We start from the raw sequence: 18,006 nt of genomic DNA, 5'->3' as shown, positions 1-18,006 counted from the left end.
CTCACATCTGCACGGGGTCTCAGGGCCGCAGGGCCCGCAGCAGCAGATCCGCGAGGTGGTCGGCGACCTGCTGGGGGGTGAGCGGTCCGTCGGGGCGGTACCAGGTCGACAGATGGTGCACCGAGCCGAAGTGGTAGTCGACCACGAGGTCGGCGGGCGTGGCGGTGGAGAACACGCCCTCCTGCTGGCCCTCCTCGATCAGCGCGCGGAACCGCTCGTGGTAGCGGCGCCGCTCGGCACGGACCTGCTTGTACTTCTCCGGGCTGAGATGGTGCATGGACCGGAAGAAGATCATCGCGTCGTCGAGGTTCTCGATCGTGGTGACGACGACGTCCGCGGCGGCGCCCCGCAGCCGCTTCTCGATCGGCTCGTCGGCGTCCGCGAAGGCGTCGAGGCGCTCCTGCTGGACGCGCAGCACACGCGCGTACACCTCGTGCAGCAGATCGTCCTTGGAGCCGAAGTAGTGGTACAACGCGCCCTTGGTGACGCCGGCCGCCTCGACGATCTCCTGCACGGAGGTGCGGTCGTACCCCTGGTCGGCGAAGAGCCGGGTGGCGGCGGCCAGCAGCCGCTGCGGGACGGGCGTACCGTCCCCGTCCGTCGTTCTGGGCACTGCCGCCACCTGCCTTTCCTCGGGTGTTCCCGATGTTCGCCCGGTGTCTACCGGATCGTCTGCGATCGGGAACGCAGTTCCCGCCGGAGGATCTTCCCACTCGCCGTCTTCGGCAGGTCGGGCAGGATCTCCACCTGGCGCGGGTATTTGTACGCGGCCAGTCTCTCCTTGCAGTACGCGGCGAGTGCGTCCGGGTCGCTCTCGGCGCCCGGACGGAGGCTGATGAACGCCTTGACCGTCTCTCCCCGGTAGCCGTCCGGCACGCCGACGACGGCCGCCTCGCGCACCGCCGGATGGGTGTAGAGGACGTCCTCGACCTCGCGCGGCCACACCTTGAAGCCGGACGCGTTGATCATGTCCTTCTTGCGGTCGACGACGTACAGCCAGCCCTGTTCGTCCATGAACCCGATGTCGCCGGTGCGCAGTTCCCCTCCGGGGAAGGTCTCGGCGGTGGCGTCGGGCCGCCCCCAGTAGCCGGGCACGACCTGCGGGCCCCGCACGACGATCTCGCCCTGTTCGCCGAACGGCACCTCCTCCCCCTGGTCGTCGACGATACGGACGACCGTGTCGGGGCCCGGCACGCCGACGGCCAGCGTCCCGGAGACGGGGTCCACGGGGGCCTCCCGGCCGGGCGGCACGGAGGCGCAGGGCGCGGTGCACTCGGTGAGGCCGTAGCCGTTGCGGATGTACGGCCCGAAACCGGCCCGGAACTTCTCCACCAGGGCGGGCGGCAACGGGGCTCCGCCGGAGGAGATGCCGTGGAAGGAGGAGAAGTGGTCCGGGGTGACGGACGGGTGGGCGGCCAGCGCCATGAACGCCGTCGAGGGGCCCACGGTGTAGTGCGGCCGGTGCTCGGCGAACGCGTCGAGGACGACGCCCGCGTCGAAGCGGTAGGCGAGGACGAGCACGCCTCCGCTGACGAGGCAGGCCGCCAGTTCCGCCACCATGCCGGTGATGTGGAACAGGGGCGCCAGGGCGAAGTAGACCGGCACCTCGGGCTGTCCCAGTCCGGTGCGCTGCCGCTCGGCGTTGTACATGAGGTTGCCGTGCGTGTTGGTGGCGCCCTTGGGGGTGCCGCTGGTGCCGGAGGTGTAGCTGATCAGCGCGATGCCGGAGGGCAGCGGGTCGCGGCCCTCGGGCGCCGGGTGGCCCTGCCGGGCGACGGCCACGAGGTCGTCCGCGTCGGCGGCCGGTTCCGCCCGCTCGAAGGCCAGTACGCGCGCGTCGCCCCGGGTCTGCAGATCCAGCTCGCAGGCGGTCAGCACGATCCGGACCGGCGAGCCCTCGGCGGTGTCGCGCAGATACGCCTCCCATGCGCGGTCGGCGCACACCAGGGCGCTCACCTCGGCGTCCTTCAGGACGTGGGTGACCTCGCCCGACTTGTACATCGGGTTGACGGGCACGACGGTCGCGCCCGCCTTCCAGGCCCCCAGCAGGGCGATCACGAAGTGCGGGGTGTTCTGCAGCATGATCGCGACCCGGTCGCCGGGTTCGAGACCGCGGGCGGCGAGGTGCCCGGCTACCGAGTCGGTGAGGGCGTTCAGCTCCGCGTAGGTGATGCGGCCGTCGAAGTAGGCGAGGGCGGTGCGGTCCCCGGGGATCGTGCGCAGGGCGTGCACCAGGGAGTCGGCGGGGCTGATGGGGGCGCGCTGGGCGTCGTCGAGCAGGGCGAGCCAGGGCTTGGCGGCGTAACGGGACGTGCTCACCGGGCGGACTCCCACTTCTGCTGGAGGTGGTTCATGTTCGTCAGCCAGCGGTCCGGCTCGGTGGCGCGCGCCTGGTAGTACGCGGCGACCTCGGAGTGCGGCAGGATCAGGAACCGGTCCTCCGCGATGCCCTTCATGAGCGCGTCGGCGACGTCCGCGGGTTCGATCGCGGTCGGCACGAGCACCAGTTCACCGGCGCTTCCCGAGGCGGTCAGCATGTCCGTGCGTACGCCCTGGGGGCAGATCGCGTGGACCTTGAGACCGCGGTGGCGGTAGGTCAGCGACAGCCACTCGGCGAAGGCGTAGGCCCCGTGCTTGGTGACGCTGTACGGGGCGGCACCGATCATGGTGAGCAGTCCGGCGGCCGAGACGGTGGAGACGAAGCGGCCCTGGCCGCGCTCCAGCCAGGCGGGCAGCAGGGCCCGGGCGGCGCGGACGTGCGCCATGACGTTGACGTCCCAGGCCTGCGCCCAGACGTCCTCGCCGGCGGCCTCGGTGCCACCGGAGCCGAGGCCCGCGTTGGCACAGTAGATGTCGACCGTGCCGCCGAGGGCGTCCCGTGCCTCGGTCACGATCGTGGAGGCGTCGCCCGGAACCGCGACACCGCCGATCTCGTCGGCCACGGCCTTCGCCCGCCCGGCGTCCAGGTCGTTGACGACGACCCGGGCCCCCTCGGCGGCGAAGCGGCGAGCCAGGGCGGCCCCGATTCCGCCGCCCGCCCCGGTGACGACCACTCCCGCATCCTGCACGGCTTCCACCATCGGTCTCCTTCGACGCGACGCCACTGGGCTCTGCTGCAGTCGGCTCTGCTGCGATCGTCAGACTAACCGGTCGGTATGTAACGAGGGAAGGGGCTGCTCCGATGGTGCGTGAGCATGACAGTTCCGTCGATCACGGAGGTCACCGCATGAGTCTGTCCAGACGGGAGCTGCTCACCGCGACCACGGCGACGGCCGTGTCGCTCTCGGCGGCCACCGCGTCCACCGCGCCCGCAAGGCCCGCAGGGCCCACCTCGCCGGCCGGCAGGCGCGGCCCACGCGTGCGTACCGGATTCGAGCGGCTGGCCGCGGACGGCTATGCGCTCCTGCACGGCCGGCGGGTCGGGGTGGTCACCAATCCGACCGGTGTGACCCGGGAGCTGCGCCATGTCGTCGACGTGATGCACGCGGACCACCGGGTGGACCTGGTCGCGGTCTTCGGCCCCGAGCACGGCTTCCGCGGCACCGCCCAGGCGGGCGGCTCGGAGGGCCGCTACGACGATCCGGCGACCGGACTGCCCGTGTACGACACCTACGGAAAGAGCGGACAGCCGCTCGCGGACGTCTTCACGGCGTCCGGCGTCGACACGGTCGTCTTCGACATCCAGGACGTGGGCGCCCGCTTCTACACCTACATCTGGACGATGTACGACTGCATGGAGGCGGCGCAGCTGGCGGGCAAGCGGTTCATGGTGCTGGACCGCCCCAATCCCGTGACCGGCCGGTCCGCCCAGGGTCCCGTCCTGCACGAGGAGTTCGCGAGTTTCGTGGGACGGCAGCCGGTCTCCCAGGCGCACGGCATGACGGTGGCGGAGCTGGCGCGGCTGTTCAACGGGGAGTTCCTGAGCACGCCGGTCGCGCTGGAGACCGTGCTGATGACAGGCTGGCGGCGGTCGGACTTCTACGACGCCTCCGGCCTGCCCTGGGTGCCGCCGAGCCCGAACATGCCGACACCCGACACCGCGCTGGTCTACTCGGGAACCTGTCTGTTCGAGGGCACGAACCTCTCGGAGGGGCGCGGCACCACCCACCCCTTCGAGCTGCTCGGCGCCGAGGGCATCGACGGGCGGTGGGCGGCTGCGGCGGAGCAACTGGGCCTGCCCGGGGTGCACTTCAGGGAGGCGTACTACGCGCCCACGTTCGACAAGTTCCAGGGCAGGACCGTGGGGGGTGTGCAGATCCATGTGCACGACCGGGCCGCCTACGACCCCCTACGCACCGGGATCGCGCTGCTCGTGACCGCCCGGAAGGTGTGGAGCGGCTTCGCCTGGCGCCCCGACAGCTGGATCGACAAGCTCACCGGGTCCGCGCGGGTGCGCACGATGATCGACGCGGGCGCGACGGCCGACGAGACCGTGGCCGCGTGGCAGGACGAGCTGCGCGCCTTCCAGGAAGTCCGCAAGGAGTATCTCGTGTACGGATGAGTCATGACGTATGGCCAACTTCCCCCGTCGGCAGGACGATGCGGACACGGTGCGATCGGCCCGGGGCGAAGGGGGTCCGTCATGGCGGTACCGGCGATCGGTGTGGATCCCTACTGGGAGCTGACCTTCGACGCGGACGGGGACGTGGACGCCCCCGAGCGGGACCGGCTGCTCGCGGAGGTGTCCGGGCACGGGGTGCGGGACCTGCTGGTCTTCGCGCACGGCTGGAACAACGAGCGCTCCGGGGCGACCCGGCTCTACGGCCGCTTCTTCGCACCGGTGCCGTCGCTGGCGCCGAAGGCCCGCCTGGGCTACGCGGGTGTGATCTGGCCGTCGATGATGTTCGCGGACGAACCGGTCCCCGACTTCCCGGCGTCGGCCGTGGCGGGGGCTCCCCCCGCCGCGCGGCCTGGGCTGGACGAGGGCAGCCGGCAGGCGCTGCTGACGGTCTTCCCCGACCGGGCGCCGGTGGTCGACGGACTCGCCGGGCTGCTGGACCGGCGCCCGGACGACGACGCCTCGCTGGCGGAGTTCGGCCGGCTGCTACGGCTGCTGGTGGCGGTGGAACCGCAGGGCCCCCAGGCCGCGTGCCCCGCGGACACGGTACCCGAGGGGGCGCCCGGGAGCGGCCCCGAGATGCTGTGGGGCGACATCCGGCAGGCGTGCCAGGACTTCGCGGGGGCGCTGGAGCGGACGGAGGCGGCGGCACCGGGCGCCGAGGCGTTCTCGTTCACGCCGAAGGGGCTGTGGGACGGGGCGCGCGAGGTGCTGCGGCAGGCCACGTACTACGCGATGAAGCGGCGCGCGGGCACGGTCGGGGAGCGCGGGCTCGGGCCGGTGATCGGGCGGCTGGCACAATCGGCTCCGGGGGTGCGGGTGCATCTCGTCGGCCACAGCTTCGGCGGACGACTGGTGTCGTTCGCGCTGCGCGGGCTGCCGGACGGCGTGCGCACGGTGAAGTCCGTGACGCTGCTCCAAGGGGCCTTCTCCCACTACGCGTTCGCGGCCCGGCTGCCGGACGATCCGGCGTCCGGGGGCGCTCTGCACGACTGCCGCGACCGGGTGGACGGGCCCCTGGTGTGCTGCTGGTCCCGCTTCGACACGGCGCTCGGCACGCTCTATCCGCTGGCGTCACGGATGGCCGGGGACGATCGCTCGCTGGCCGGCGCGGTCACGGAGGACTTCGACATCGGCCGCCTTCTGGGGCCGAGATGGGGCGCGATGGGGCACGACGGGATGCAGGCGGTGGACGGCACCCGGGCCCTCGCGCTCGCCGACGCGCTGCGGGGGCTGCCGGCCACGGGCTGTGTGAACGTCGACGCGTCCGCCGTGGTCTGCCACGGCGGACCGCCCTCCGGCGCGCACAGCGACATCGTGCACCGGGAACTTGCGCAGGTGGTGCTGGCGGCGGGCCGGTTGGTCTGACCCGCCGCCGCTCACGGCCTACCGGTGCGAGGTGTACTCCACCACCTGCTGGAACGTCGGCCGGTTCTGCCAGCTGATCCTGCCGTGCTTGATGCCGCCGAGGGTGCGCTGGACGATCGAGTCGGCGCACCACTGGTCACCCGCCGAGCACTGGTCGTCGCCCGGGTACACCTGGGACGCGGTCATGCCGGCGGCCTGCTTGAGGCTGCTGATCAGGACGTCCCGGCAGGCGCTCAGGCTGCCGCCGCCGCAGTACGTCCGCGCCAGCGGGCCCTGCACCTGCTCGCCCAGCACCGCCCGGATGTCCTTGTCGACATAGCTCCACCAGCCGTACTGGAAGGAGCTTCCGGCGTGCGCGCCGGTCGGGCCGTGCGCGGCCGACGGGGACTCGTCGACCGGCAGGTCGGCGCTGAACGCGGCGTACAGGTCGCTGCCCAGACCCGGCTCGAACTCGGCCTTCACCAGCAGCGGCCACCAGGCGTCCAGGATGCGGATCGCATCGGCGTTGGCATAGGTCTTCGAACCCGCCGAGGTCTCCGTGCGCTTGGCGCCGGCCGACACCCATGCCTGGAGGGTGTTCACCGCGGCCGCGGCCGTGGAGTCGGTCACCGTCGAGCTGTTGACGACCTTCAGCAGCTTCGGCAGCACGTCCTCGGCCCGCAGATCGGCCAGCGCCGCGTCCGCCATCGCCTTCGTCAGCGAGGAGCGGGTCACCCCGCCGGCCGCCACCAGCTTCTTCACCCGGTCCTCCAGCAGATTGCCGCGGTGGACCGATCCCTCGCCCCAGGGAGCGGCCGTGTAGTCCGCGGCCTGCTTGTTGTTCCAGGAGATGTAGTAGTCCTGGTCGATGGAGTTGGGGTGCTGGGACGGCGGTGTGTAGTCCGCCGTGTTCGTCGCCGGATCCCAGCCGCGCCACTCGTAGGCCGCCTGCGCCCAGGTCGGGAACTCGGCGTCGACGCCGCTCGCGCGTACCGGGTTGTCACCGCTGTTGTAGTACGCGATGTGCCGGGAGTCGGCGTAGAACCAGTTGAACGTGTAGTTGATGTGCTGCACCGCCTTCTGGAAGTCCTCCGGGCCCTTGACGTAGTCCGGGTCGTTCAGCATCTGGAAGCCGATGATCGAGTCGGCCTCGTGCAGATAGGACGAGCGCAGGGTGGTGTAGGCGACCTTCTTGCCGCCGACGGTCGCGCGGTACTGGACGGGGCCGTACTTCGTCCGCCAGACCCGCATGGTGTAGGAGCCGGCCGCGGTTCCGTCGGCGACGGTCGGGGACCAGGCGTTCTTCTGCTCGATCTCGTCCATGGCGGTGCAGGTGCCGTGGTACAGGTAGTGGTAGTCGTCCTGGCACAGTTCGACGGCGTAGGTGTCGATGATGTCCTGGCCGGAGGTCGTGGCGCTCCACGAGTAGTCCTGGCCGCGGCCCAGTTCGACGTACATGCTCAGGCCCGCGAAGGAGGCGCCGCGGGCGCTGAGCCCCGGCCCCTGGATCTCCTGGAGCATCAGCAGCTGGGGCGCGAAGTAGCCGGTCTGCGGCCCGAAAACGGCGACGGGGTGGCCGCTCGCGGTGTACTTGCCGCTGACCACGAGGGCGTTGGACATGCCGCGCCTGGCGGAGGACAGGGCCGTGGTCGCCGCGGACTTCGAGGCGCGGGTGGCGCTCGAGGTGGCCGCGCTGCCGGTGCGGTCGTAGACGAGGGGCTCCTGGGTCACCGAACCGGCGTCGGGCAGCGCCTCGCCCTGCGGGTTGTCGGGCTTGGTGGCGTAGGGGAAGCTCTCGCCGTTGTGGAGGGTGAGGACGGCCTCTGGGTCGTTGCGCTCGCGGAAGGACTCCCAGACCTTGGTGCCCTCCGCCACCCCGTACTTGGACTGGGCGGCGAGCAGGGAGACGGCGTTGTTGACCTCGCCGCCGCCGCCGGAGCCGAACAGCGCGCCGATGACGGAGGCCAGGGCGACCAGGTCGGTCACCTTGAAGTGCTCGATGGTGCCGGCGTTGGTGATGGCGTCCTTGTGGCCGGTCAGGACGTACTCGCCGGGGAAGTAGCGGCCGCTGTCGGAGGCGTCGATGTAGGCGTTGATCCCGGCGAGGTAGGCGTTGACGTCGTCGAGGGCCTGCTTGCCGCGGTCGCCGGCGGCGGCCACCGCGCGGTCGATCTGGCCCTGGAGATCAGCCTCGTTGTAGGGCGCGTTGCGCCAGAACTGCTGTTCAAGGCCCTGGTTGGCGGCCGCGCCGCCGGCGAAGGAGGTCAGCTGGCCGCGTCCGACGTGCCGGAAGACGTCCATGAGCCACAGCCGGTCCTCGGCCGCCGCATAGCCGGCTCCGAACTCGGTGCCGTATCGAGTGGTACCAGTGATGTGCGGGACGCCCGCCTTCTTGTCGCGGACGATCGTCACGTCGCTGCGGCCCGCGGGCTTCTCGGTGGAGGCGACTTGATCGGACGGGACGCCGAACGACGCGTCGTTGAAGAAGGTGTTGATCTTGGAGTCGGTCAGCCCGGAGTAGCCCGTGGCCAGGTTGGCGTACGGGCCGAGCTGGTCCTCGGCGTGGCCGGGCTGTGTGCCGAAGGCCTGGTTGAGCAGGATCTGGGCGAGGGTGGCGTTGCCGTTCTCGCCGGGCGGAAGGATGTCCGAACACTGGCCGCCGCAGTAGTCGTTGGCGGCGGTGGTGTCCGCGGCCGTCGCGGTGCCGGAGGCCGCCGTCGCGGAGATTGGCGACAAAAGACCGCCTACGACGATGCATATCGCGGCGGCTCTGAGGAACTTCGGGAATCTGCGGGGAGTTCTCAGTCTGTCGAGGACGTTGCGTGGGGCGCGCTGTGGCATGGCAGCTCCTCCCAACGGGGGGCCCTTCGCTCCGGCGGAGCCGAGAGCTCGGGGTGGGGGCGGGCGAACGTTACCGCCGGTATCCCCGCGATTGAAGATGAACACGCGTCAACTTTCAACCGTTCGGCAGTCGGCTTGGGGAGGTCATCGAAAAAGGATGGAGCCGAATCGCTTGTCGATACGTCTATTCGGCGACGTCCGTACGACGACGCCGAGGTGACCGAAGTACAGCTGCAGTTGTGACGGAGGTGCAGGGCGATGGCCGGTTTCCGGAGTCTGGCGAGACAGGCACGAGATCCTAGGTGCGATCTGGCACTACGGCGCTACTCACTGCGCAAGTGCCTGGAGAAGTTCGCGCCTTACGGGCATCGGGCGACCTGGGACCATCTGTGCTCCCGGGCCGGGTTCGGTCCCGAGGACCGCTCCCCCGATCCGGCGCGGCTCGTGGCCGCACTGGAGGAGCTGGAGGAAGCCCGTTCCGTCTGGCTCGCCTATGAGGCCGAGTTCACACAGCGCCGCAGGAAGGAGAAGCACGACGGACTGCGCAGGCCGGGCAGTGTCGACGACTGGCACCGGCTGACCTGGGGCGGTTTCGGCGTGGCCTGGTGCGACGACCCGCGGGTCCACCCCCGTGCACCGCTGGCCGAGGTGCTGCGCCGGCTCATCGCCGCACTGGAGCGCGAGCCGGGCGCGTCCTGCCCGGTGTGCGCCGGCGAGCGCCTGATATGGCGGTACGACCTGGCCCACGAGCCGTCCTCGGGTCCGGTCTGCACGGACTGCGGCATCGTGGTCCCGGTGCCCGTGCTGACGCCCGGGGCGCTGACGGGGGCGCGGCGCACCCGGCTGCTGGTGACAGCGTGACAACAGCGCCTGAGGGCGCGGGGGTGCGCCGGGGATGCCGCACCCCCCATCGCGAGGTGGGCGTCGACGCCCCCTTCGGGACTCCGTGCACGGCGTCGCCGCCGGCCGAGGAGGGGGACGCAACCACTCGGGAAACAGCTGGCTCGACCCCTTTGCCGTAGGGACAGTTGGGGGCGATGAAACACAGCTGAGGAACCCCGAGGAGTCCCGATGTCGACGCTGCGCGTCACCGCCGAGGTGCTGACCGTCCACGACCATCCCAACGCCGACGCACTCGAACTGGCCCAGGTGGGCCTGTACCGGGCCGTGGTCGCCAAGGGCGCGTACCGCACCGGTGACACCGCCGTCTATATCCCCGAGCAGTCCGTGCTCCCGGCCGCGCTGATCGAGGAGCTGGGGCTGACCGGACGGCTCGCGGGCAGCAGGTCGGACCGGGTCAAGGCGGTACGGCTGCGCGGCGAGCTGTCGCAGGGCATCGTCTGCCGGCCCCGGACGCTGGCCGACGTCGACCTCGCGCGGGCCGCGGCGGAGGGCACCGACTTCGCGGACGTGCTCGGCATCACCAAGTGGGTGCCGCCGATCCCGCCCACCGTGAGCGGTGAGGTGGAGTCCGCGCCCGGACTGCTTCCCTGGGTCGACATCGAGAACATCCAGCGATATCCGGACATCTTCGCGCCCGGGGAGCCCGTCGTCCTCACGGAGAAGCTGCACGGTTCGGCGTGCCTGCTGACCTGCGCCGTGGACGAGGACCGGGTGTACGTCTCCTCGAAGGGCTTCGGCGCCAGGTCCCTGGCGCTGCGGGAGGACCCGCGCAACCTGTACTGGCGGGCGGTGCGCGGTCATGGCGTCCCCGAGGCCGCGGCCCGGCTCGCCGAGCGGCTCGGCGCGCGCCGGGTGGGGATCTTCGGCGAGGTGTACGGCGCGGGCGTCCAGGATCTGACGTACGGCGCCGACGGCCGCCGCGACACCCTGGGGTACGCCGTCTTCGATGTGTCCGCCGAGATCGACGGAACCGTGCGCTGGCTGGACGCGCGGGAGCAGCTCGACAGCGAACTCCCCCTGGTGCCCCGCCTGTTCGAGGGGCCGTACGACATCGCTCGGGTGCTGGAGCACGTCACGGGACGGGAGACCGTCTCGGGACGGGAGCTGCATCTGCGGGAGGGCGTGGTGATCCGGCCGGTCACCGAGCGGTACAGCCCGGTGACCGGGGGACGGGCGATCGCGAAGGCGGTCAGCCCGGCCTATCTGACGCGCAAGGGCGGCACGGAGTACGAGTGAGCGCGGGCCGGGGACCGCTCAGCAGCAGTCCCCGGCCGGCTCCCGCTCCTGCGGCCCCCGGGTCCGCCTGCGCGGTCCGGACCCGGGTTCCACCATCAGCCGCGATCCCGACTGCCGTTCGCCGAGGACGTCGTCCGGGTTGGACAGCACACAGGTCTCCAGGGACAGACAGCCGCAGCCGATGCAGTCCGTGAGGTGATCGCGCAGACGGCCGAGCTGGCTGATGCGCTCGTCGAGCTCGGAGCGCCACGCCTCGGAGAGCCGGGCCCAGTCCTCCCGGGTCGGGGTGCGCTGCTCGGGCAGGGCGGAGAGCGCCTCTCCGATGGTGGCGAGCGGGATGCCGACGCGCTGTGCGGCGCGGACGAAGGCGACGCGGCGCAGGGTGTCGCGCTGATAGCGGCGCTGGTTGCCGGGGGTGCGGCGGCTGCTGATCAAGCCCTTGGACTCGTAGAAGTGCAGGGCGGAGACGGCGGCGCCGCTGCGGGCGGACAGTTGACCGACCGTCAGCTCAGGGATCGTCTCCGGTATCTGGGGCACCCGTCAGAGCCTACCCGTCATACCCGGGCCAGGTCCGTTGACAGGGGCCCCGGACATGGCCAGACTAAGCAGTTGCTTAGAGATGCCGACGTCATCACGCGAGAGGCCGGGAACATGGCAGAGCCGAGGACCTTCACGTCCGCCGACGCACTGAAGGCTGCGGTGGGCGAGCAGCTGGGACACACCGACTGGCTGGAGATCGACCAGAAGCGGATCGATCTGTTCGCGGAGGCCACGGGCGACCACCAGTGGATCCATGTCGACCCCGAGAGGGCGGCCTCGGGCCCCTTCGGCACGACCATCGCCCACGGCTATCTCACGCTGTCGCTGCTCCCCCTGTTCGGGCCGCAGCTGATCGCGGTCGAGGGCGTGAAGATGGGCGTCAACTACGGGACGAACAAGGTCCGTTTCCCCGCGCCCGTACCGGTCGGTTCCCGGCTGCGGGCCACCGCGACCATCAGCGGCGTGGAGGACGTGCCGGGCGGCGTGCAGGTGGCCGTCGCCTTCACCGTGGAACGCGAGGGCGGCGACAAGCCGGTGTGCGTGGCCGAGTCGGTCTCGCGCTACTACCTCTGAGCGGGCGGGGCGGTCACTTCCCCGCCCCGACCATCCGCAGCACGAGGTCGGCGTAGAGCGCGCCGACCTCGTCGGGGGTGCGGGGGCCGTCGAGGCTGAACCAGCGGGCCACGTCGATGCACAGGGACAGCACGGCCAGCGTCGTGCCGCGCACGTCCGGCACCTCGAACTCGCCGGTGGCCACCCCGTCCTCGATGATCCCGCGCACCTCCGCGTCGACCTTGCGGCGCAGGGCGATGATCTCGGCCCGGGCGTCCGGGCCGAGCGAGTCCAGCTCGTACTGCACGACACGGGCGACGGTGCGCCCCCCGGCGTGCCAGCGGACGAACGAGCTGACGGCGTCGGCGAGCCGCTCGGTCGCGGTGCCCTCGCGCCGGGCCGCCGTCCGCAGGATCTCCAGGGCCTTCTCGTGCCCGATCCGGCTGATGCGGTGGAGCAGCTCTTCCTTGGTCTTGTAGTGGATGTAGAGCGCGGCCGGGCTCATGCCGGCGCGGCCCGCGATGTCGCGGGTCGTCGTCGCGTGGTAGCCCCGCTCGGCGAAGGCCTCCACGGCGGCCATGAGCAGCCGCCGGGCCGCGTCCGGGGTGACCTCGGCCCACGGCTGCACCTCAGCGCTGCCTGTCTCCTCCGCCGTAGCCATCGCTCTCTCGCCCCTCTCGCCGACCGGACCCTCACCATACCGCCGAAGGTGAGCGAGCGCTTAGTCTGACCGCTCAGCGGCGCGGGAACTTCTATGCGGCGTCCTGCCGGTCCCTGATCACCTTGGCCAGGGTGAAGGCGGAGGTCACGAGGTAGAGGACGGCGATCCCGAGGAAGGCCCGCACCCAGGCGTCGGCCTGCAACCGGACGATCCCCACGGCGGTGGCCACCAGGGCCACCGCGAAGGACGCGACGGCCTGGCCGTAGAAGGCGGCGGTGCTCTGCTGTTCGACCGGATTCTCATTCATGGGCACCAGGTTCGGGCAACAAGGATCCGGCCATATGCGCACGCGTACTCAAAGAGGTACTCAGAACGCCGTCCCCGGCGTGCGTCAGAACGCCGAGACCCCCGTCAGCGCGCGCCCGATGACCAGCTTCTGGATCTGGCTCGTGCCTTCGTAGAGCGTCATCACCCGGGCGTCGCGCAGCAGTTTGCCCGCCGGGTACTCGTCGATGTACCCGTAGCCGCCGAAGACCTGGAGGGCGTTGTTCGCGGCCCGCACGGCTGCCTCGGAGGCGAAGAGCTTCGCTTTGGACGACTCGACCGCGAAGGGCAGCCCGCGGTCGATCAGATCGGCGACCCGCCAGGTCAGCAGCCGCGCCGCGTCCACGTCGACGGCGATGTCGCTGAGAAGTTCCTGGACCAGCTGGTGATGCGCGATGGAGCGGCCGAACTGCTCACGTTCGCCCGCGTACCGGACGGCCGCGTCCAGGGCGGCCCTGGCGATGCCGACGCAGCCCGCCGCGACCGACATGCGCCCCTTGGCGAGCGCGGACATGGCGACGGTGAAGCCCTTGCCCTCGGGCCCCAGCAACGCGGAGGCCGGCACCCGTACGTCCTGGAGGACCAGTTCGGCGGTCGCCTGGCCGCGCAGGCCGAGCTTGCCGTGGACCGGGCGGCGGGTGAGGCCGGGGGTGTCGGCCGGCACCAGGAAGGCGGAGACACCGCGGTGTCCCGGGGCGTCCGTGGAGCGGGCGAACAGGAGCACCACATCGGCCCAGGTGCCGTTGGTGATGAACATCTTGGTGCCGTTGATGACGTAGTCGCCGCCGTCGCGGACCGCCCTCGTGGTGAGGTTGCCCGCGTCGGAGCCGGTGCCCGGCTCGGTGAGGCCGAAGCAGCCGACGTACGCGCCGGAGGTGAGCCCCGGCAGCCACCGCCGCTTCTGCGCCTCGCTGCCCCAGGCGGCGATGGTCTTGGCGACGAGCCCGAGCGAGACCGAGACGATCCCGCGCACGGAGGAGTCGCCGCGGCCCAGTTCCTCGGTCACCAGGCAGTAGGCGAGGTGGTCGCCGCCCGAGCCGCCGTACTCCTCGTCGATGGTGAGCCCGAGGAACCCGACCTCGCCCAGCTTCTTGACGATGCCCCGGTCGACCTCCTCGGCCCGGTCCCAGGCGATGACATGCGGGGCGACCTCACGGGCCACGAAGTCCTCGGCCAGCCGCCGCACGGCGGTCTGCTCCTCGCTCAGCTCCAGATTCACGACGCGTCACCTCAAGGGAAGGTCCGGGAAGGGCGGGAGGAGATCCCGGATGGTCTGTGAAATCCGCACCGAAACCGCACCGAAATCCGCACCCCTAAATTAGCACTGCTAGTTTTCGAGTGCAGCCCTACTATGTGCGCCATGGCCCGACCGCGCAAGCCCCTCCTGAGCACCGACCGCATCGTCGCCACGGCGCGGGCGCTGGTGGACGCGGAAGGCCTCGCTGCCGTCTCCACGCGCCGCCTCGCCGCGGAACTGGGGGTGAGCGGCCCCTCCCTCTACAACCACTTCCGCACCAAGGACCAGATCCTGGAGGCGGTGGCGGACTCGGTGAGCGCACAGGTCGACCTGTCGATGTTCGAGGACGGCCGGCCCTGGCGGAGGGCACTGCACGACTGGGCGGTCTCCTACCGAGCCGCCCTGCGCGACCACCCGAACATCGTGCCGGTGCTGGCGCGTGGCCCCGGCCGCCGCCCGGCCGCGCTGCGCCTCGCGGACGCCGTCTACGGCGCGATGGTCGACGCGGGCTGGCCGCCCGCGCAGGCCACCTCCATCGGCGCGCTGATGCGCTACTTCGTCATGGGCTCGGCGCTCGGCTCGTTCGCGGGCGGCTTCGTGGACGACGCGACGGCGTACGACCCCGCCGACTATCCGCACCTCGGTCAGGCCCACCGCCTCGCCGAGCGTCAGGAGAAGATCGACGAACGGGCCTTCGAGACCGGGCTCACGGCCCTGCTGGACGGACTGGAGCAGCAGTACCGGCAGATCCGACGGACCGCCTAGGTAAGGCCCGGCCCTTCGGGGAACGGGCGCCCGGCACACTTCGGCGGGCGCCGAAGTGTTCGTACCGCATGCTGGACGCATGACAGGCCGGAAGGATGCGGGAGCGGCGGGGCTCGCGGCGCTCGCCGGACTCATCGCCGACCAGACGCGGGCCGCCTGCCTGCTGGCCCTGCTCGACGGACGGGCCTGGACCGCCTCGGAGCTGGCACGGCACGCGGGCGTCGCGGCGTCCACGCTGAGTGAACACCTCGGCAAGCTCGTCGCCGGCGGGCTGCTGGCCGAGGAGCGGCAGGGGCGCCACCGGTATGTGCGGCTGGCCGGGCCGCGGGTCGCCCAGCTGGTCGAGGAGCTGGCCGCGCGGGTCCAGCCGGGTGTCCGGACCGCGCGCCCGACCACCCTGCGCGCGTCGGGCGCCGAAGCGGCGATGGCCCGTGGCCGCACCTGCTACGACCACCTGGCCGGGCGGCTCGGCATCGCGGTCCTGGACGCGTTCACCGCGCGCGCACTGCTGCGCCAAGACACGGGGTTCGCGCTCACGGGCGCGGGGCTGAGGTGGTTCGACACCGCCGGCATCGGCCTCGACCGCACGGGCCGCCGTCCGCTGGTCCGCGCCTGCCTCGACCGGACCGAGCGCCGTCCCCATCTCGCGGGGGTCGCGGGCGCGGCTCTGTGCCGCCACGCCCTGGACGCGGGCTGGTGCGTGCGCATCGGCTCCGAGCGGGCCGTCAGGGTCACGACGGAGGGCGAACGCGCACTGTCCGCGCTGCTGGGCATCGAGGCGGTGGCGCTGCGGTGAGGCAGCCGCGCCCGGCGCCGCCGTGAGCGTCCGTGTCTCCGGCGCCGCGGTGCGCCTCCGTCTCCCCGGCGCCGCGGTGCGGGCCAACGTCCCGTCCGAAATCCGCGAGCGTTTCCCTCTTCGACCCTCCTAGCCTCTGGAGCATGATGAACGTCTCCCCCTCCCGGTCGGCCGCGGGCGCGGCCACGGTCACCGTGCTGCTGTGGGCCTCCGCCTTCGTCTCCATCCGCAGTGCGGGTGCCGCGTACGCGCCGGGTGCGCTGGCGCTCGGACGACTGCTGGCCGGGGCCCTGACCCTCGGGGTGCTCTGTCTGATACGGCGGGAGGGACCCCCGCCGCGGGCCGCGTGGCGCGGGATCGCACTGTCCGGGCTGCTGTGGTTCGGCTTCTACATGGTCGTCCTCAACTGGGGCGAGCAGCAGGTCGACGCGGGCACGGCGGCGCTGGTGGTCAATGTCGGGCCCCTGCTGATCGCGCTGCTCGGTGCACGGCTGCTCGGGGATCCGATGCCGCCGCGACTGCTCGCGGGGATGGCGGTGTCCTTCGCCGGGGCCGTGACCGTGGGGCTGTCGATGTCGGGGGACGGCGGTTCCTCGGTGCTCGGGGTGGTGCTCTGTCTGCTCGCCGCGGTGGCGTACGCCGGCGGGGTCGTCGCGCAGAAGCCGGCGCTGGGGTCGGCCAGTGCGCTCCAGGTGACGACGTTCGGCTGCCTTGTCGGCGCGATCGGCTGTCTGCCGTTCGCCGGGCAACTGGTCCACGACGCGGCCGACGCGCCCCTGTCCGCGACGCTCAACATGGCGTATCTGGGCGTCTTCCCGACCGCGCTGGCCTTCACGACCTGGGCGTACGCCCTGGCCCGTACGACGGCCAGCCGCATGGGCGCAACGACCTACGCGGTGCCCGCGCTGGTCGTCCTGATGTCCTGGCTGTTCCTCGGCGAGGTGCCGGGAGTGCTGACGCTCGGGGGCGGCGTGCTCTGTCTGGCGGGCGTGGCGGTGTCGCGGTCGCGGTCCCGCCGTCCGGCCCCGGTTCCGAGCCCGCGCCCCTCACCCGAGGCTCCGTACGCCACGCCCCAGACTCCGCACGCCACGCCCGACGGTCCGCACACCGCACCCGACCGGTCGCCGGCCGCCGAGTCCCAGTAGTCCGCCCGTCGGGGCCCTAGAACACCACCAGCGCCCGGCCTCCCCTGCCCGCCAGCATGTTCTCGAACGCGCCCGGGATCCCCTCCAGCGTGATGCGTTCCGTCACCAGCGCCCCCAGGTCGAGGCGGCCCGAGCGCACATGCTCCGCCAGGACCGGCAGGTCCTCGGCCGGGTTCGAGTTGCCGTAGACACAGCCCGACAGGGTGCGGCCCCAGTGGAAGATCTCCAGGGCGTTGAAGGTGACCTGCTGGTCCTTGCCGCCGATGCCGACCACCGTCGTACGGCCGCCGCGGCGCGTGGACTCCCAGGCCGCGCGGATGGTGGCCGCGCGGCCCACGCACTCCACCGCCACATCGACGCCCTGCTTGTCCGTGAGCCCGCGGATCTCACGGGGGGTGGTGTCGGAGGCGAGCGAAAAGTCGGTGGCGCCCGCCCGCCGGGCCAGTTTCTCCTTGGCGGGGGACACGTCGACCGCGACGATCCGCTCCGCGCCCGCGATCCGGGCCGCCTGCACGGCCGCGAGACCCACCCCGCCGACGCCGAACACCGCCACCGTCTCCCCCGGCCGCACCCGGGCCGCATGGTGCACGGCACCATAGCCGGTCAGGACGGCGCAGCCGAGCAGGGCCGCGTCGGCGAGCGGCACCCCGTCCGGCGCCGGCAGCACACAGGAGGCCGCCACCACCGTCTCCTCGGCGAACGCGGCCACGTTGAGGCCCGGGTACAGATCGCCCCCGTCGTCCGCGCGACGGGCGTGGACGTCCCCGGAGCCGTTGAGCGCGTTCGCGCACAGCCACACCTCTCCGCGGGCGCAGGCGTGGCAACCGCCGCAGGACGGCGCCCAGTTGAGGACGACCGCGTCGCCCGGCGCGACATGGGCGACGCCCTCGCCCACGGACACCACCGTCCCCGCGCCTTCGTGGCCGAGGACCGCGGGCACCGGCACCCGCATGGTGCCGTCGGCCAGGGACAGGTCGGAGTGGCACACCCCGGCGGCGGCCAGCCGGACGCGGACCCGGCCGGGGCCCGGTTCCGGCAGCTCGATGCCGGTGATCTCCAGCGGGGCGCCGACGGCGGGCAGGACAGCGGCACGGACCATCT

16 protein-coding genes and 1 pseudogene are annotated in these 18,006 nt (G+C 71.9%); 8 read left to right on the top strand and 9 right to left on the bottom strand.

Annotated elements, in window-relative coordinates:
• Positions 1–19: 19 nt before the first annotated feature.
• From AB0L95_RS26125 to AB0L95_RS26115, 3 genes are read right to left on the bottom strand one after another with little or no spacing between them, the layout of a single operon-like run.
• Positions 20–613, bottom strand: a complete 594-nt coding sequence (locus tag AB0L95_RS26125) for a TetR/AcrR family transcriptional regulator (protein WP_365165133.1) — start codon at positions 611–613, stop codon at positions 20–22.
• Between the two features lie 47 nt (positions 614–660).
• Positions 661–2,319, bottom strand: a complete 1,659-nt coding sequence (locus AB0L95_RS26120) for an AMP-binding protein (protein ID WP_365165131.1) — start codon at positions 2,317–2,319, stop codon at positions 661–663.
• The gene (locus AB0L95_RS26115; protein WP_365165129.1) at positions 2,316–3,080 is read right to left on the bottom strand and encodes an SDR family oxidoreductase; all 765 of its coding nucleotides are present in this window, start codon (positions 3,078–3,080) and stop codon (positions 2,316–2,318) included. Before AB0L95_RS26115 ends, AB0L95_RS26120 begins: the two co-directional genes overlap by 4 nt.
• A 146-nt stretch (positions 3,081–3,226) precedes the next feature.
• Between AB0L95_RS26115 and AB0L95_RS26110 the strand changes: the two genes are divergently transcribed.
• Complete coding sequence (locus AB0L95_RS26110; protein ID WP_365165127.1) at positions 3,227–4,501, top strand: DUF1343 domain-containing protein; 1,275 nt, start codon at positions 3,227–3,229, stop codon at positions 4,499–4,501.
• An 81-nt stretch (positions 4,502–4,582) separates the two neighbouring features.
• Positions 4,583–5,926, top strand: coding sequence for a serine-threonine protein kinase (locus AB0L95_RS26105; RefSeq protein WP_365165125.1), 1,344 nt, complete (start codon positions 4,583–4,585; stop codon positions 5,924–5,926).
• Between the two features lie 18 nt (positions 5,927–5,944).
• On the opposite strand, the gene AB0L95_RS26100 is transcribed toward AB0L95_RS26105, so the two are convergent.
• Positions 5,945–8,746, bottom strand: coding sequence for a penicillin acylase family protein (locus tag AB0L95_RS26100; protein ID WP_365165123.1), 2,802 nt, complete (start codon positions 8,744–8,746; stop codon positions 5,945–5,947).
• Positions 8,747–9,004: 258 nt separating this feature from the next.
• On the opposite strand from AB0L95_RS26100, the gene AB0L95_RS26095 reads away from it, so the two are divergent.
• Positions 9,005–9,607 (top strand): hypothetical protein, encoded by a 603-nt coding sequence (locus AB0L95_RS26095; protein ID WP_365165120.1) that lies wholly within the window; start codon positions 9,005–9,007, stop codon positions 9,605–9,607.
• A gap of 210 nt (positions 9,608–9,817) precedes the next feature.
• A complete protein-coding gene (locus AB0L95_RS26090) occupies positions 9,818–10,885 on the top strand; it encodes an RNA ligase (ATP) (RefSeq protein ID WP_365165117.1) in 1,068 nt (355 codons plus the stop codon).
• 18 nt (positions 10,886–10,903) lie between these two features.
• Here AB0L95_RS26090 and soxR read toward each other — a convergent pair whose 3' ends face one another.
• Positions 10,904–11,422, bottom strand: coding sequence for a redox-sensitive transcriptional activator SoxR (soxR, locus tag AB0L95_RS26085; RefSeq protein ID WP_365165114.1), 519 nt, complete (start codon positions 11,420–11,422; stop codon positions 10,904–10,906).
• 114 nt (positions 11,423–11,536) lie between these two features.
• Here soxR and AB0L95_RS26080 point away from each other — a divergent pair, with 114 nt between their 5' ends.
• The gene (locus AB0L95_RS26080; protein ID WP_365165111.1) at positions 11,537–11,998 is read left to right on the top strand and encodes a MaoC family dehydratase; all 462 of its coding nucleotides are present in this window, start codon (positions 11,537–11,539) and stop codon (positions 11,996–11,998) included.
• A 13-nt stretch (positions 11,999–12,011) separates the two neighbouring features.
• Here AB0L95_RS26080 and AB0L95_RS26075 read toward each other — a convergent pair whose 3' ends face one another.
• The 3 genes and pseudogenes from AB0L95_RS26075 to AB0L95_RS26065 form a co-directional block, all read right to left on the bottom strand.
• The gene (locus AB0L95_RS26075) at positions 12,012–12,638 is read right to left on the bottom strand and encodes a TetR/AcrR family transcriptional regulator (protein WP_365165109.1); all 627 of its coding nucleotides are present in this window, start codon (positions 12,636–12,638) and stop codon (positions 12,012–12,014) included.
• 97 nt (positions 12,639–12,735) lie between these two features.
• Positions 12,736–12,945, bottom strand: a pseudogene (locus AB0L95_RS26070) (YiaA/YiaB family inner membrane protein); the annotation flags it as partial.
• A gap of 84 nt (positions 12,946–13,029) precedes the next feature.
• Positions 13,030–14,181: an acyl-CoA dehydrogenase family protein gene (locus tag AB0L95_RS26065; RefSeq protein WP_365165106.1), complete on the bottom strand. Its 1,152-nt coding sequence runs from the start codon at positions 14,179–14,181 to the stop codon at positions 13,030–13,032.
• 141 nt (positions 14,182–14,322) lie between these two features.
• Between AB0L95_RS26065 and AB0L95_RS26060 the strand changes: the two genes are divergently transcribed.
• From AB0L95_RS26060 to AB0L95_RS26050, 3 genes are all read left to right on the top strand, one after another.
• Positions 14,323–14,964: a TetR/AcrR family transcriptional regulator gene (locus AB0L95_RS26060; protein WP_365165103.1), complete on the top strand. Its 642-nt coding sequence runs from the start codon at positions 14,323–14,325 to the stop codon at positions 14,962–14,964.
• Positions 14,965–15,043: 79 nt separating this feature from the next.
• A complete protein-coding gene (locus AB0L95_RS26055) occupies positions 15,044–15,760 on the top strand; it encodes a winged helix-turn-helix domain-containing protein (protein WP_365165101.1) in 717 nt (238 codons plus the stop codon).
• A gap of 146 nt (positions 15,761–15,906) precedes the next feature.
• Positions 15,907–16,905, top strand: a complete 999-nt coding sequence (locus AB0L95_RS26050; RefSeq protein WP_365165191.1) for a DMT family transporter — start codon at positions 15,907–15,909, stop codon at positions 16,903–16,905.
• Between the two features lie 16 nt (positions 16,906–16,921).
• Here the strand turns inward: AB0L95_RS26050 and AB0L95_RS26045 are convergent, their stop codons facing one another.
• A complete protein-coding gene (locus tag AB0L95_RS26045; protein ID WP_365165098.1) occupies positions 16,922–18,004 on the bottom strand; it encodes a Zn-dependent alcohol dehydrogenase in 1,083 nt (360 codons plus the stop codon).
• Positions 18,005–18,006 lie beyond the last annotated feature (2 nt).

This window comes from Streptomyces sp. NPDC052036, assembly GCF_040680495.1.
In the GTDB taxonomy this organism is placed as follows: Bacteria; Actinomycetota; Actinomycetes; order Streptomycetales; family Streptomycetaceae; genus Streptomyces.
Note: the sequence above shows the minus strand (reverse complement) of the source record. Positions and strands in the feature narration are given on the sequence as shown.